Origin of the sequence: Streptomyces sp. HUAS ZL42 (genome assembly GCF_040782645.1) — a bacterium.
Classification (GTDB): domain Bacteria; phylum Actinomycetota; class Actinomycetes; order Streptomycetales; family Streptomycetaceae; genus Streptomyces.
Genome location: NZ_CP160403.1, coordinates 5,479,308 through 5,494,096, shown reverse-complemented (window position 1 = coordinate 5,494,096; position 14,789 = coordinate 5,479,308). Strand labels below are relative to the sequence as shown.

Here is a 14,789-nt window from a genome sequence, read left to right as displayed (position 1 = left end):
CCGCCCATGTGCGCGCTCCGGCGCCCGCTCCGGTCGGCGCGACCCTCTCGCCCCACCGCACCGGGCTCACGGCGGCCACGCCCCTCACCGGCACCGGACGAACAGACCCCGATTCCAATGTGATTAACGTCACCCCGGGGACGGCTGCGTGAGTCGCTCGGTACGACGCCGGCACGCCCGCTCCCGCGAGCCCCGCGGTCACTGGCGGCTGCTGGCCCTGACCCTGCCCCTCGTCTTCGTCGCTCTGCTCTTCGAGGGCTGGACCATCCATGAGGTCGACGCCGCCAAGTCACGGATCCCCTGCACCAGGCCCGCACCCAGGGCCGTGGACGAGAGCGGTCCGGTCCTGCGCCGCATCAGCGGCGACGACGTCAAGTCCTCGGCCATGCCCGCCCGTACCGTCGCGCTCACCTTCGACGGCGGCCCCGATCCCGTCTGGACCCCGCGCCTGCTCGACCTGCTGCGCGAGCATCAAGCGCACGCGACCTTCTTCCTGTTCGGCGCGCAGGCGGCCCGCCATCCGCAACTGGTACGGCGGATCCTCGACGAGGGCCACGAGATCGGCTCGAACACGTACACCGGGGCCGACCTCGGTTCCTCGTCGCGCGTCCGCGCCGCGATGGAGCTGACGCTCACCCAGAAGACCCTCGCCGGTTCGGCGGGCATCCGCACCAGCCTGCTACGGATGCCGATGACCACCCAGGTGGATACGCTGTGCGGCGCGGAGTGGACCGCGGCCCGGCGCGCCGCCGCGGACGGCTATGTGCTGGTCGCCGCGGACCGGCCCGACCGCGATCCGGCGTACGGCATGGTCCGCCAGTTCAGCCAGACGGACCTGGCGTACCAGGAGACGAAGGACCTGCTCGGCAACCGGCACGCCGACCGGTTCACCACCGTCACGGACGCGCTCCGCATGCCCCCGGCCGACACACACGTGTCCACCGCCGAACGGTGGCAGGGCAAGGCGTTGATCTGGACCGCGACCGCCGGTCACGCGTTCACGAACGCCATGACCTGGGTGCTGCTCGCGCTGGGCCTCCTGGGCGTGCTGCGGCTTGTGATGCTGACCGTCTTCGCCCGCGCCCATGTCCGGCGCCTGACCCGCTTGCGCCCGGGCGCGCCCTGGCTGCGGGAGGTCAACGCCCCCGTGACGGTGCTCGTACCGGCGTACAACGAAGAGGCCGGCATCGAGTCCACGGTCCACTCGCTGCTCGCGTCCACGCACCCGTATCTCGAGGTCATCGTGATCGACGACGGGTCGACGGATCAGACGGCGGACCTCGCGACGTGGATCGACGACCCCCGGGTGCGGGTGATCCGGCAGCCCAACTCGGGCAAGGCGGCCGCCCTCAACACGGGCCTGGCGCAGGCCTCGTACGACGTGGTCGTGATGGTCGACGCCGACACCGTCTTCGAGCCCGACGCCCTGTACCGGCTCATCCAGCCGCTCGCGCACCCGGCCGTCGGCGCCGTCAGCGGCAACACCAAGGTCGGCAACCGGCGCGGGCTCCTTGGCAGATGGCAGCATCTGGAGTACGTCTTCGGCTTCAACCTCGACCGGCGGATGTTCGAGGTGCTGGAGTGCATGCCGACGGTTCCGGGCGCCATCGGCGCCTTCCGCCGGGACGCGCTGATGGGCGTCGGTGGGGTCAGCGAGGACACCCTCGCCGAGGACACCGACCTCACGATGGCCCTGTGGCGGGCCGGCTGGCGGGTGGTCTACGAGGAGTCGGCCATCGCCTGGACCGAAGTGCCCACCTCGCTGCGGCAGTTGTGGCGACAGCGCTATCGCTGGTGCTACGGCACGCTCCAGGCGATGTGGAAGCACCGCGGAGCCGTCCTCGAAGTGGGCACTGCCGGACGCTTCGCACGCCGGGGACTGACATACCTGACGCTCTTTCAGGTGTGCCTGCCGCTGATCGCCCCGGTCATCGACCTGTTCGCGCTGTACGGGGCGCTCTTCAGCGATCCCGTGCAGTCGCTCGGGATATGGCTTGCCTTCCTCGTCATCCAACTGATCTGCGCCGGCTACGCGTTGAGGCTCGACGGGGAGAAGCTGCGGGCCCTGTGGTCGATGCCGTTCCAGATCTTCGTCTACCGGCAGCTGATGTATCTGGTCGTCATCCAGTCCGTGTTCGCCTTCCTGGGCGGCACCCGGCTGAAGTGGCACCGCATGCAGCGCTCCGGTACGGCCGCCGACCAGCAGCTCAGACAGCCGACCGCCCCACGGGAGCTGTCGTCGAGGTGATCAGGGAGTGGTTCGGCCCATGAGTGAGCGGCACCGGCACAACAAAGGGGCGCGGACCCCTCGCGTGATCACGGGGCAGGTCATCACGGGGGACGAGTGGGAACGGGAGACCTTTCCGCTTCAGACGCCCCCGCAGCAGCCGTCGGACACGTATGGCCCCGCCCCGGGGTACGCGGGAGGCGACCGGCCCGCCAGGACCAGACCGCCCTGGGTGCGCCCCACCCGGCGCCGCCGGATCGCCCGTCTGCTGGTGATGCTGCTGTGCGCGCTGCTCCTCGCCGGCGGCGGCACCTACGCCTGGGCCGACTTCGAACTCGACCGGGCGGTCGACCTCGGCGACGTCGGCGACCGTCCGCCGCAGGGGAAGGGGACCACGTACCTCATCGTGGGCTCCGACAGCCGTGACGGCCTGTCCGAGGAGGCCAAGAAGGATCTGCACGCCGGCGGTGGCGGCGGCGGCCGAACCGACTCGATGATGCTCCTGCACACCGGCGCCCACGGCACCACGATGGTGAGCCTGCCGCGCGACTCGTGGGTGACCCTCCCGTCGTACCTCGACCCCGACACCGGCAAGTGGCACCGCCGGGAGAAGAACAAGCTGAACGCGGCCTACTCCCTGGGCGGCGCCCGGCTGCTCGTACGGACCGTCGAGCTCAACACGGGCATCCGCATCGACCACTACGCGGAGATCGGCTTCGGCGGCTTCGTCGGTGTCGTGAACGCCGTCGGTGGCGTGGACATGTGCGTGGACCGGAACGTCCGGGACAAGAAGTCGGGTCTCGACCTGACGAAGGGCTGTCACACCCTGGACGGCGCCCAGGCGCTCGCGTTCGTCCGCCAGCGTCACCAGGAGGCCCAGGGCGACCTGGGGCGCAGCAGGAACCAGCAGAAGTTCCTGGCCGCACTCGCCCACAAGGCCGCCGCACCGGGCACCGCGCTCAATCCGTTCCGGACGTATCCCCTGCTCGACGCGGCGCTGAACACCCTCGTGGTGGACAAGGACACGGACCTGCGCACGCTCGTCTCGCTGTTCCGGGCGATGCGGAGCGTTTCGTCCGGAGACGGCAGGCAGCTCAACGTTCCCGTGGCCACCCTCGGAGTCGACACGTCAAGGGGCAGCGCCGTGAAGTGGGACGCGGCGAAGGCGAAGAAGCTCTTCACCGAGTTGAGGAACGACCGGCCGGTGAGCATCGAGGAGAAGGGCTGACCGGGCGGGTGTCGCGGGTTCGAATTCTGCCGGGCCCAGCGTGACGGGCCGGGCCTGGAGGATTTCCTCCAGGCCCGGCCCGTCCCATGGCGGCAGAACTCAAGCTGCCAGTCGTTCGGACGGCTCTTGGTCAGGGGCCCGATGACGGCCGTGACGCCGATGGTTCTGGGCGTACTCGTCACGCCGGCGCAGCATGATGACGAACATGCACGGGAGCATCAGGATGTGCCCGAGGAACAGCATCGTTGCGCCGGACATCAGTCCCGCCCAGTACGGGCCGAACAAGACCACGAAGGGCAGGTACATCGCAACGGCCATCTCTCCGATACTCGCCCAACCGTGACCCCGATGACGCATCCACACCGACATTCCGATCGTCATATTGGTGGCCATCGCGATGGCGACCAGTTCGGAATAGTTGCGCAGGTCGGAGAGTCCGAGAAGGGAGAAGGTCAGTCTCCAAACCGGTCCCAGAACGGCCATGCCCACCAGCATCGCCGCCACCATCTCGAGGTAGTGCCGACCGAAATAACGCCAGGAGGTGTCTTGAGCAGGCGTAAGCGCGCCGCTGGTCCTGTTCATGATCACACCCCCGTTCGGACGGTGGATCAGGAATCTTGCCTTCACGTTGATCGTTACTTCAGCCGACCGTCCTGCATAAGGGCCGAATGGCCCCTTCCCTGCGCCGCTGGTCCCGTACGCTTCCGCCTGGAACAGTTCACATCTTCCCCGCGACCACTCGGATGCGGTGGCCCAGCGCGCGTCCGAAGAGGGCTGTGAAGTGCGGGTGAAGGGGTGGCCAGTCGTCGAACCGGAAGCCTACGTGGGCGAAGGCGAAGTAGTCGCTGGTCCACTCCCAGTCGGGAAGCGGCGTGCGATGGGCGCAAGCCGGGCAGTCGAGATCAGCGGCGCCCGTGGTGTACCACGTGTCGATGGCCGCGCTGGACCAGGTGGAGGTGGCGTTCCGGCAGCGGGGGCAGATCGCGGAAGGGGAATCGCCCTGGCCGCCGCAGAAGACCGTACGACCCGTAACGACCCGCAGCTCGTCGCCGGGCTCCTCCTCCAACTCCTTGATCCGGGCACGCCAGTCCCAGGGAACCAGGTCGACGGCCTCTCGCCAGCGCGGCCCGGCCAGATGCACCACACCGTCCCGCCACTGCACCGGGCGGACGTACCCTTCCGCCTCCAGCCAGTTCCTGCCGCGCCGGCCCCACGCAACCGCCTCCTCAGCTGAGGCGTCCAGGTCCACGACGGTCTGCTGGTAGGTGCCCACTGCCTTCCCCCCTCGCACGGTGCAGTCGACTTTACTGACCGGAAAGGTGAGGTGGACCGAGGGTCACCTCGGACCGGGCTGGTCGAGCGGCCGGATCGTACGTGCCGTCAAGCTCCGGCGCGTCGTCCGTCTCGTTTCGCAGCGGCGATCACTGCGGTGACGCCGGCGGTCACGACGAGGGTTCCCATCATGACCATCCCCACGCCGACCATGAAGAGGCCGCTGGCATCGTCCGACCAGTCGTAGTAGGCGGCAATGGTCAGGCCTGCCGTGCTGCCGAGCACAGCGCCTGCGACGTGGCGTCGGGATGCCGCCCAGTACACCGGTATCAGCAGGGTCAGCCCCAGGCCGATCACCTGCCAAGCCTCGTACGGGCCGGTCGTCGTACCGTCAGGGTGCACGTCACGCTGCTGGTCCCAGCCCAGCCAGGCCGCCCATGCCGCTAGTGACATCCCAGCCAGCACGAGGATCGGCAACAGCTGGGGAACGGGTTTCATCAGTCCTTGGCGCATGTCCCAAGCGTCGCGGCTCACCGGATCAGCGACCAGAGCGGAAGTACTCAGCTCTGGCCGAGTACATGCGCGGAGCACACGTTCCAGTGATCGATACACCAACAGGTGCCCTGTTCTGTTCATCCTTCGGTAGGACGCGCTCGTACACGTGTCCGACTAAGTTCTCACGGGTTGGAAGATCGTTAAGACGGGGAGGGTGCATGACCAGCACACTCAAGAAGTTCGGAACTACCGCTTCGGCGATAGGTTTCCTGGCCGCGGGCGTGACGTTCGGCGTAGCGCCGTCGGCGCATGCGGCTGTCGGGCCGTCCGGCTGCAGTGCGTACGTGTCGCATACGAACGAGCATGTGGCCGTGGGCTGGTGCAGCTCGGGCAACGGCACGTGGAACGTCGAGGCCTGGTGCGGTGGACCGGGTGGCGCGCGGGGCCCCTACAAGGGCACTCCCGGTTACCGCACCCGCGGCGTGGAGAAGGCGGCAACGCTCAACTGCGGCTCCTCCGGTTTCCCGTACAACATGAAGGTCGTCGACAAGAAGGCCTGACCGGGGGACGTAAGGAAGCGATGGGGTTCCTGGGCGGGTGACCGCGTCAGGGTCCGTCATCGAGGCAGGGCCTCTCGGCAGCTCGGGGATGTGAAGTCCGTCCGAGCGCCGGGAGGCCCCAGTGGCGCGGTCTGCCGGCTGCCGTCCCCATGTCCGGCCCGGTCATCGGCCGATCATGCCGTCGGTCCCCGCCGGCAGCACCGGATGCACGAGGCAGATCGAATAGCTGATCGCTCCCGGGCCGGTCAGCCGGCGCGGTATCCGTCGGTGGCGCTGCGCCGGCCCGACGGCGAAGCCGAGAGTGTCGGCGACCGATGACAACGCCGCAGATGGGCGCAGGCCCCGCGTCTGCGGCATGGTCCGCCGGACGGGTCGACGCGCCTGGCCACGAAACGCATCACGACGGCGTCCCGCCGGGTGGTGCAGGGGTTCAAGACACCGGAATCCGCAGACCAGGGACTGTGGCTCCGCCCGATCGGGTGTCCAACTCGCCTTACCCGGACGCTTCGCGCGCTGTCACGACCACACAGACCGCCATGGGCCTGCAACCGGAACGCGTCGCGCTTGATCCCCCTGCACCACTTCGCGGGCCACGAAACGCATCACCGCGTCCACCTGGCGCCGGCAGAACTCCTCGAAGAGCCGCGGGTCGCGTACCGCCGCGGTGGGCCCGCCCCGTAACCGTTCAGCGGCCTCCCGCAGGGCGAGCAGGGTCTTCGGAGTTCAAACCCCGCGCGCGGTCAATGTGATGACCTTCACCCCGATGTGGCGGAAAGTGATGAATTCCTTACGCAAGGAGCACGTAAGGGACTGTACTCAGTCACGTGTGACCGCGGAGGTTTCAAGTGCGACCCTTCACCCTCAACTACGCCTACCGCAGTGGGCTTACGACCGTGGTGCCGCCGTACCGGTTCGACGCGGCACGGCAGCTGAACGTGCTTCCCGACGGCCGCCCGGCCGTCAGCGATCGGGAGCTCCTCCTGGCGGCCGGCACGACCACGTCCACCGCCGGTTCGGCGACGCACTTCGACGACTGAACGACCGGTGAACGTATGACCGTTTTGATCCTCACGTCCGAGGAGGACGTGACCGCCGACATGGTGGTGACCGAGCTGCACACGGCGGGGACACCCGTGATGCGGCTCGACCCTGCAGACCTCCCGGGCAAGGCCAAGCTCTCCGCCTCGTACGCCCACGGCGACTTCGACGGCCACCTGTCGGTGAACGGGCATGTGCTCAGCATGGGAGGCCTGCGCTCCGTCTGGGTGCGCAGGCCCGGCGAACCTGCCGCCCACGCGGCGCAACCGTCGGCCTGGCTGACCGCCGAGACCCGTCAGGCGCTGTTCGGAATGCTCCACTCCGCCTCCACGCGATGGATGAACCATCCGCGCAACGCCGAGCAGGCCCGCCTGAAACCATGGCAGTTGAGGATCGCCCACCTCAGCGGCTTCGCCGTACCGCCGACCGTCTTCACCACCGCACCGCGGCTGGCACAGCAGTTCGCGGAGGAACACGGGGAGGTGGTGGTGAAGTCCGCCTCCGGGCCGCCGCCCGACGATCCCGGGCTGGCCCTGCCCGCCACGCTGATCGGGCCCGACGCGGACTTCTCCGCCGTCGCGGCCGGTCCCGCCCTGCTGCAGAAGTACGTACCCAAACGTGCCGACATCCGTCTGACCTGCGTCGGCGCCCGGATGTTCGCCGCGCGGAAGAGGGCCGAGCCGGGGCAGGTCGACGGTCGCTACGGCGACACCGAGCACGCCTGGGAAGCGGTCCCGGTACCCGAACGCATAGGCAAGTCGGTGCACGAGTACGTCGCCCTCGGCGGACTGGCGTACGCCGCCTTCGACTTCGCCGAGGACGAGGACGGCATCTGGTGGTTCCTGGAGTGCAACCAGGGCGGCCAGTTCGGCTTCGTCGAACTGGAGACCGGACAGCCGATCGCGAAGGCCGTCGCGCAGTGGCTGTCACAGCCCAAGACGGATCGTTTCGCTCCCACGAGCCACTGGTGACGCAGGCCATGATCAGGTCATGTCCTCCCCGCCGGAACCGCCCCCCGACCTGTCCCCGGAACCGCCCGAGCTGCACCGACGCCTGCTGACCGACATCCTCGCCGTGGGCACGGACTACCCACTCGCGCTCACCGGCGGTTACGCGGCCCAGGCACACGGCCTCGTGGACCGTGTCAGCCAGGGCGTGGACGTCGCCACCGAGAACCCGGCGGGGATGGCGGACATCGCCGGCACGGTCCGGACCGGGCTGGAGGAACGCGGATGGGTCGTCCGGAGCCTGGAGACGGACCCGCTCTCCGCCCGGCTGATCGTCGCCGACCCGGCCCTCGGTGAGGCGTGCGAGGTCTACGTCTTCAAGGAGGTGCTCTGGCGCCCCCCGGTGCTCACGGAACTCGGCCTGACCCTCTCCTTCGAAGACCTCGTCGGCACCAGGGTCCGCGCCCTGGCCGACCGCGGCCTGGCCCGCGACCTCATCGACGTCCACGCCGCCTCGGAGCACTGGAGCCACCCCGAACTCGAGGAACTGGGGCGGCGCCACGCCCGCGACACGCTCGACCTGACCGACCTCCAGGCGCGCCTCACCGGCGCGGACTGGATCGACGACAGGGAGTTCACCGCCTACGGGCTCGACGACCGGGCCGTCGCGGAGCTCCGCAGGTGGGCGCAGGAATGGGCGGACGACATCGCAGAACGTCTCATCGAGTCGTCTCCTCCGGAGGAGGAGTGACGCTCAGCCCCAGCCAGGGAACCGCCCCCCGAAAGAGGTTCGTCATGACCGCCGAGAGCGAGCTGAGAGTACGTCTGCAGCGTGTCTTCCATGCACCGCGCACGGTCGTTTTCCGGGCGTTGACCGAACCGGAGGAACTCGCGAAGTGGTGGGGTCCTGCCGGGTTCGCCGTTCCGAGTGTGGAAAGCGACCTTCGGCCCGGCGGTGGCTATCGGATCGCGATGCAGCCTCCGGAGGGCGAGCTGTTCCACCTGGCGGGGGAATTCCTCGAGATCGACCCTCCGGAACGCCTGTCCTACACGTTCCGGTGGGAGGAGCCCGATCCCGAGGACCGGGAGACGGTGGTCGTGCTGTCGCTTCGCGACATCGGCCGTGAGCGGGCCGAGTTGGTTCTGGCCCAGGGCGACTTCGCCACCGAGCGGCGTCGCGTTCTTCACGAGGAGGGCTGGAGTCAGAGCCTCGACAAGCTCGAGGAGCTCCTGTCGGCGGCCGCGGCGGACTGAGATCCGCCCGCCGGAATCGCGCCACCAGTCACTCGGACATACATTCGAGATAGCGGCGCGGAGGTGAGTGCGATGACCAGGACGACCTTCCGCTGGACGCCCGAGACGGTCACGGCCGAGCCGTACTGCGCCCAGACGCCGGCAGCGGCGCTGGCCGAGCCGATCACACCCGTCGGCGCGTTCTTCGTACGCGACCACTTCGGGGTCCCGTACCTGGACCCACGTCGGTGGCGGCTGCGCGTCGGCGGGGCGGTGAGGGCCGCGTGCGACATCGGGTACGACGAGCTGCTGGCCATGGCCGGGCGGGAACTCGACGTCGTGCTGGAGTGCGCGGGCAACGGGCGCGGCCTGATGAGGCCCCGGCCGCCGGGGCTGCCGTGGGGAGACCGGGCGGTGGGCTGCGCGCGGTTCACGGGCGTGCCCTTCCGCACCGTCGCCGCGCGGGCCGGCGTCCGGCCCGACGTGGCGGAGTTCGTGTTCACCGGAGCCGACAGCGGCGAACTGCACGGGCGGTGGGTGGCCTTCGAACGCAGCCTCCCGATCGCGGAGGCCCTGCACCCCGACACCCTCCTGGCGACCGGCATGAACGGTGCGCCCCTGTCGCCCCAGCACGGTGCGCCCGTCCGGCTCGTCGTCCCCGGCCGGTACGGCGTCTCGGACGTGAAGTGGCTGATCGATGCGAGGGCCGTCGTCGAACCGTTCGCCGGCCCCCTCCAGACGGACGAGTACGTCTACCTGGACTCCCGCGGCACTCCCGACGGTCCGGTCACCGCGATCCGGGTGAAATCGATGATCACCGCGCCGGCCGCTGGGGCGACGCTGCGCCGGGGAGCCGCGATCGCCATCCGCGGGCGCGCGTGGTCGGGTGGCGGCGTACCCGTGGAGCGGGTCCAGGTGCGCATCGACGAGGGCAGCTGGCGGGATGCCACGCTCGAGCCGGCGACCGGCCCGTACGCATGGACCGCCTGGTCGCTGCCCTGGGCCCCGCTACGGGCCGGCCCGCACCGGCTGACCGCCCGCGCAACCGACACGGGCGGACACACCCAGCCGCTGCAGGCGCCGTGGAACCGGCAGGGATACGGCTGCAACCCGGCCCCGTGCGTGGAAGTGGAGGTGCTGTGACCGCGACGCGGCATCAGGCAGCACGCGGCATCAGGCAGCGACGCGGCATCGGGCGAGGGGCCCGCTCACCGCCCCTGTTCCACGTACTCCTTGAACTGCTCCAGATCGCTGCGTACGAGCCGTTCGATCGCGTTGGCCTGGGCGAATCCCTTCGGGCCGCCGAAGGTCTCCCTGACGGTGTCCGGGTCGTACTCGACGCGTGCCTGGACCCGGGTCTGGTTCCGGTCGATCTGCTGCAGCGAGAAGGAACCCGAGAGGTCGGGGGCGCCCGTGGTGTGCCACTCCATCACGCGTTCCCCTCTGCGGTCGGAGACCTCGGCGTCGAGTGCACGGGTCCGGCCGCCGGCCTCGACGTCGAGATGCGCTCGGCCCTGCGCCTCCGTACGGGCGCCGCGTACTCCGGCCACGAAGCGCGGATAGTTCTCCACGCGGTGGAGGCTGTCCCAGGCCTGGTCGATCGGGACCCCCACGTCGACGTGTTCTTCGAGGGTGCTCATGGCTCACCTCCACGCTCGGGCTCATGAGCCTGGGCTTCTGTCTCCAGTGTGCGCCCGGCACCCCCGGGCCGCTCTCCACGTCGCCGTCACCGGCACCGGCGGCATGAGCTGCCCTGCTCAGCGTGCGCGGGGCGCCGCTCCACCGGTCCGCCCGCTCTCGGATCCCGCCCGTCCGCCCCGGGACTCCGGGCGCCGCCCCGCGGCCCCCGCCCAGCCCTCCGACCGCAGCGTCCCGACCGTCTTCAGCAGGCGGTCGGCCGGGTCCCGCAGGCTGGGATGGGCCAGGACGGTGTTCCGCAGGCCGCGCACCGGTCTGCGCCACAGCCGGTGTGCCGCGGCCACCGGGTGAGGGCGGGTCGCGAAGCCCTCGCCCACCCGCAGCTCACGGGTCTTGAGCCAGTCCTTCCACTCCTTGTCGCCGCGCCCCAGGTCCATGAGCCGCACGCCCTCCCGGCCCGCGGCCTCCGCCATCCGCAGGTGCATGATCAGCCCGGGCGAGTAGTAGCGGAGTTCGGGGTCGTACGCGGTGAACCAGGCCCCGAACACCGTGCGCGACGTCGGCCCGAAGTGGGCGGCCACCGGCCGGTCACCGGCGTAGACGACGGACAGGACGCCGGTGAAGTGCTCCTCGCGGACCTGGAAGAGATGGTCCACCAGATCCACGATCCACGGGCGCGCGAACCGGTCCATCCGTCCGGTCCGGCGGTACTGGGCGGACTTCCAGTGCATGAGCGTGCGCAGCACCTTCGGGTCGCGCTCGTCGTAGACGAACCGCATCTCGCCCAGGTCCCGCCCCAGCCGGCGTTCCTTCTTCAGCGTCGTCTTGGCGATCCCCGGGTACGCGCGGCGCAGCCACTCCGCGTAGGTGGTGTCGCCGCCGTCCTTGAGGTCGATCACCGGCGAGGCGAACGTCCCCGTGACGTACCTGCCGAAGGGCTTCTGCTCCTCGACGAGATGGTCGAACTCGAACACCGACAGCCTGCAGGCCCGCAGCAGTTCCCCGGTGTCCCACGTGACCCCGGGGCGGTGCACCAGGGCCTGGCAGTCGGAGAGGCCGAGGCCGATGGCCCGGCCGACGCCGAAGGAGGTGCGCTCGTACGGGAAGAAGCCCACGGCCTCCCCGTCCTGGTGCAGCACCGCCACCCGCGCCCCGCCCCGGTACGTGCCGACGCCGGCCGCGAACTCCGGTGCCAGGAACGGGTTGGCGTAGTCGGGCGACTCGTCCATCGCCCGGTGCCAGGCCCGCCGCAGCGAGGCGCTCAGCTCCTGAGGTCTGTGGATCGTGATGTCTGTGCTCGTGGATCGCATGGGCGACCGCTCCCCCCTGTATCCCCCATGACGCGCCGTCCGCAGATCCGAACCGACGGTCAGGCTCAAACGTCGCGAAACAGCACGCACGCTGTCAAGGGTGCCTCAGGTAACGGAAGGGTGCGGATCGGCCACGATAATTCGGATGCGTGAACGAGCCGGGCCGGATAGCGTCCGGTGCGACGCCTCCCGATGCGCCGGGACCCGGTTACTTCCTGTCGAAAACACACACCGGTGCCCTTCTTGATCTCGGGAGGCGCTTTTGCCGCCAGGGGGACCACTGCATGACCCAGTTCAACCGTCAGCGGGCCAAGGCCGAGGCCAGGAGTGAGATCCACGCCGAGATACCGGGCTTGACCGCAGGCGGAGCGACTTCCTCGCTCTCCACCCACGGCCAGTGGATCGTCACGGCTTCCGGGCACGGCCGGCCGGCGGCTCTCCGCCTGCCGTACGCCACGAATCACCAGCGCGGCGGGTACGACCGGGGGCCCAAGTCCGAGCTCTTCGTGCTGGCCGTGGCCAACATGGTGGGCCACAACAGCTTCTACGAGAGCGCCGAGGCCCGCGACGAACGCTACGCGCGACTGGTCCGCCGGCTCGCCGTCAGCGATCCGGAGTGGACACTCGGTCTGCTGCGCTGGCTGCGCACCGAGGCGCACATGCGGACGGCGTCCGTGGTGGGCGCGGCCGAGTTCGTCCGGGGCCGGGTGGAGGCGGGGGCCGTCGGCTTCTCGCGGCAGGCCGTGGACGCCGTACTGCAACGGGCCGACGAGCCCGGGGAGTTGCTGGCGTACTGGACCTCCCGGTACGGGCGGAGGCTGCCGCAGCCCGTCAAGCGCGGGATCGCCGACGCCGTGCGCCGCCTCTACACCGGTCGCGCGCTGCTCAAGTACGACACCGGATCGCACGGCTTCCGCTTCGGCGACGTCATAGAGCTGACCCACCCCGCTCCGGCTCCCGAACGGCCTTGGCAGGGAGCGGTGTTCCAGTACGCCCTGGACCGGCGTCACCGTCCCGACCGGGCCGTACCTCCGGCCGCTGAACCGCTCCTCGCCGCGCACCGCGCGCTCATGGACGTACCGGTCGGCGAACGGTACGCGCTGGTCACCGGGCCGGGCGGGGCCGAGCGGCTGGCCGCGGCCGGGATGACCTGGGAGGCGCTGGCGGGATGGCTTCAGGGGCCGCTGGACGCCGCGGTGTGGGAGGCCGTGATCCCGTCGATGGGGCCGATGGCGCTCGTGCGCAACCTGCGCAACTTCGACCTCGCAGGGGTCAACGACCGGGTGGCCGCCGAGGTGGCCCGCCGGATCTCGGACCCGGCCGAGGTGGCGCGTTCCCGCCAGTTCCCCTTCCGCTACCTGGCCGCCCACCGCAACGTGCCGTCGCGGCGCTGGGAGGACGCTCTGGAGACGGCCCTCGGGCACTCCCTCGCCAACGTGCCCGCACTGCCTGGGCGGACGCTGATCCTGGTGGACCGGTCGGGCTCGATGTTCGACCTGCCCAGTGCCATGACCCAGCTCAACCGGGCCGACTCCGCGGCCGTCTTCGGCACCGCGCTGGCGCTGCGGGCCGAGCGGGCCGACCTCGTGGAGTTCGGCAGCCACAGCCTGCCGATCGCGCTGGAGCCCGGCGAGTCCGTCCTGCGGGCGCTGGACCGGTTCCACGGCCTCGGGGGCACGGACACCGCGGGAGCGCTCATCCGGCACTACGCGCAGCACGACCGGGTCGTCCTCGTCACCGACGAACAGGCCAACATGAGGCCCTGGATCAAGCCGCTCCACGTGGTCCCGGCACACGTCCCCGTCTACACCTGGAACCTGGCCGGCTACGCCAAGGGGCACAACGCCCCCGGCCCCCGCCGGTACACCTTCGGCGGTCTCGGCGACGCGGCGTTCCGCCTGATCCCGCTGCTGGAGTCCGGAGAGAGCGCGCGGTGGCCGTGGGAGGCGAGTACGAGCAGCAACTCGGTGTGAGGTGTTACGCCGGGCCGCCGCCCGCGGCCGTCGCATGGGCACGCCGTACGGGAAGCATCGTCGGGACCGGTTCGTTCGCGAGGAAGTCGAGGATGATCCGGTTGACCTCGGCCGGCTTCTCCATCGGCAGTGCGTGGGAGGTTCCGGGGACGACGGCCAGTTCGGAGTCGGGGATCGCGCGATAGAGATCAATTGTGTGTTCGAGCGTCATCATGTCGTCGTCGCCGACCAGGACGAGCGTGGGCGTGCTGATGCGGGCCAGATCCTCCGGGGGAATCGTCGGCTGCGTGGAGAACATCTCGAACATCTTGCCCGCCACGACCCGCCAGTGGTCGGGACCGTCGGGCGTGACCGCTGCGTACATCTCGCGGAACGGCACCAGATCGGGAGAGTCCGGGGTCAAGTGGCCGAGCAGCGCGGGATCGGCCACGATCTCCGGGGTCGGGCGGAAGTTGGCTCCCATGGCCACGACCTTCCGGACCAGGTCCGGGCGGGCGATGGCGACGAGCAGGGCGACGATCCCGCCGTCGCTCCAGCCGACGAGGTGGGCGGGGCCGCCGACGACCGAGTCGAGGAAGCGGACGGTGTCGTCGGCCATGACCTGGTAGGAGAGCGGCCCGTCGGTGTCGGGTGTGTGCCCGTGTGCGCGGCGCTCCGGGAGGTACACGCGGTACTTCGCCACGAGGTCGGGGCGCTGGGCGCCCCACGTCTCGTTCGTGCAGAAGCCGCCGTGCAGGAGGAGCAACGGGTCGCCGTCGCCCTCGGCCTCGTACCAGGTCCTGACGCCGGAGAGCTCCACGTATTCGCCCATGGTCCAGTCTCTGCCGACCGCTGGACAGGCTGCAACGCGACGGGGCGCCGGGCAGTG

The 14,789-nt window shown here is 70.1% G+C and carries 15 protein-coding genes and 1 pseudogene; 9 read left to right on the top strand and 7 right to left on the bottom strand.

Annotated elements, in window-relative coordinates:
• The first annotated feature begins 148 nt into the window (after nucleotides 1-148).
• Together ABZO29_RS25380 and ABZO29_RS25375 are read left to right on the top strand one after the other, a co-directional pair.
• On the top strand, nucleotides 149-2,248 hold the full coding sequence (locus ABZO29_RS25380) for a bifunctional polysaccharide deacetylase/glycosyltransferase family 2 protein (RefSeq protein WP_367322482.1): 2,100 nt from the start codon (nucleotides 149-151) through the stop codon (nucleotides 2,246-2,248).
• 19 nt (nucleotides 2,249-2,267) lie between these two features.
• Nucleotides 2,268-3,455: an LCP family protein gene (locus ABZO29_RS25375; RefSeq protein ID WP_367322481.1), complete on the top strand. Its 1,188-nt coding sequence runs from the start codon at nucleotides 2,268-2,270 to the stop codon at nucleotides 3,453-3,455.
• Between the two features lie 99 nt (nucleotides 3,456-3,554).
• Here ABZO29_RS25375 and ABZO29_RS25370 read toward each other — a convergent pair whose 3' ends face one another.
• From ABZO29_RS25370 to ABZO29_RS25360, 3 genes are all read right to left on the bottom strand, one after another.
• On the bottom strand, nucleotides 3,555-4,037 hold the full coding sequence (locus ABZO29_RS25370; protein ID WP_367322480.1) for a hypothetical protein: 483 nt from the start codon (nucleotides 4,035-4,037) through the stop codon (nucleotides 3,555-3,557).
• A gap of 136 nt (nucleotides 4,038-4,173) precedes the next feature.
• A complete protein-coding gene (locus ABZO29_RS25365) occupies nucleotides 4,174-4,728 on the bottom strand; it encodes a hypothetical protein (protein WP_367322479.1) in 555 nt (184 codons plus the stop codon).
• 107 nt (nucleotides 4,729-4,835) lie between these two features.
• Entirely contained in the window at nucleotides 4,836-5,240 is a 405-nt protein-coding gene (locus tag ABZO29_RS25360; RefSeq protein ID WP_367322478.1) for a hypothetical protein, read from the bottom strand.
• 200 nt (nucleotides 5,241-5,440) lie between these two features.
• Here ABZO29_RS25360 and ABZO29_RS25355 point away from each other — a divergent pair, with 200 nt between their 5' ends.
• Nucleotides 5,441-5,782 (top strand): hypothetical protein, encoded by a 342-nt coding sequence (locus ABZO29_RS25355; protein ID WP_367322477.1) that lies wholly within the window; start codon nucleotides 5,441-5,443, stop codon nucleotides 5,780-5,782.
• Between the two features lie 579 nt (nucleotides 5,783-6,361).
• Here ABZO29_RS25355 and ABZO29_RS25350 read toward each other — a convergent pair.
• Nucleotides 6,362-6,484: pseudogene (locus ABZO29_RS25350) on the bottom strand (RNA polymerase subunit sigma); the annotation flags it as partial.
• 143 nt (nucleotides 6,485-6,627) lie between these two features.
• Between ABZO29_RS25350 and tgmA the strand changes: the two are divergent.
• The 5 genes from tgmA to ABZO29_RS25325 all read left to right on the top strand — a co-directional run bounded on the left by tgmA (nucleotide 6,628) and on the right by ABZO29_RS25325 (nucleotide 10,143).
• On the top strand, nucleotides 6,628-6,819 hold the full coding sequence (gene tgmA, locus ABZO29_RS25345; protein ID WP_367322476.1) for a putative ATP-grasp-modified RiPP: 192 nt from the start codon (nucleotides 6,628-6,630) through the stop codon (nucleotides 6,817-6,819).
• Between the two features lie 15 nt (nucleotides 6,820-6,834).
• Nucleotides 6,835-7,791 carry an ATP-grasp ribosomal peptide maturase gene (tgmB, locus tag ABZO29_RS25340; protein WP_367322475.1) on the top strand — a complete coding sequence of 319 codons (957 nt, stop codon included), beginning with the start codon at nucleotides 6,835-6,837 and terminating at the stop codon, nucleotides 7,789-7,791.
• Nucleotides 7,792-7,810: 19 nt separating this feature from the next.
• The gene (locus ABZO29_RS25335) at nucleotides 7,811-8,518 is read left to right on the top strand and encodes a nucleotidyl transferase AbiEii/AbiGii toxin family protein (RefSeq protein WP_367322474.1); all 708 of its coding nucleotides are present in this window, start codon (nucleotides 7,811-7,813) and stop codon (nucleotides 8,516-8,518) included.
• 44 nt (nucleotides 8,519-8,562) lie between these two features.
• A complete protein-coding gene (locus tag ABZO29_RS25330) occupies nucleotides 8,563-9,021 on the top strand; it encodes an SRPBCC domain-containing protein (RefSeq protein ID WP_367322473.1) in 459 nt (152 codons plus the stop codon).
• A 72-nt stretch (nucleotides 9,022-9,093) separates the two neighbouring features.
• The gene (locus ABZO29_RS25325) at nucleotides 9,094-10,143 is read left to right on the top strand and encodes a sulfite oxidase (protein WP_367322472.1); all 1,050 of its coding nucleotides are present in this window, start codon (nucleotides 9,094-9,096) and stop codon (nucleotides 10,141-10,143) included.
• Nucleotides 10,144-10,208: 65 nt separating this feature from the next.
• Here ABZO29_RS25325 and ABZO29_RS25320 read toward each other — a convergent pair whose 3' ends face one another.
• A complete protein-coding gene (locus ABZO29_RS25320; protein ID WP_367322471.1) occupies nucleotides 10,209-10,640 on the bottom strand; it encodes an SRPBCC family protein in 432 nt (143 codons plus the stop codon).
• Nucleotides 10,641-10,757: 117 nt separating this feature from the next.
• Nucleotides 10,758-11,948, bottom strand: a complete 1,191-nt coding sequence (locus ABZO29_RS25315) for a GNAT family N-acetyltransferase (protein WP_367322470.1) — start codon at nucleotides 11,946-11,948, stop codon at nucleotides 10,758-10,760.
• A gap of 284 nt (nucleotides 11,949-12,232) precedes the next feature.
• Here ABZO29_RS25315 and ABZO29_RS25310 point away from each other — a divergent pair, with 284 nt between their 5' ends.
• On the top strand, nucleotides 12,233-13,921 hold the full coding sequence (locus tag ABZO29_RS25310; RefSeq protein ID WP_367322469.1) for a TROVE domain-containing protein: 1,689 nt from the start codon (nucleotides 12,233-12,235) through the stop codon (nucleotides 13,919-13,921).
• 4 nt (nucleotides 13,922-13,925) lie between these two features.
• On the opposite strand, the gene ABZO29_RS25305 is transcribed toward ABZO29_RS25310, so the two are convergent.
• Nucleotides 13,926-14,732, bottom strand: coding sequence for an alpha/beta fold hydrolase (locus ABZO29_RS25305; RefSeq protein WP_367322468.1), 807 nt, complete (start codon nucleotides 14,730-14,732; stop codon nucleotides 13,926-13,928).
• Between the last annotated feature and the right edge of the window lie 57 nt (nucleotides 14,733-14,789).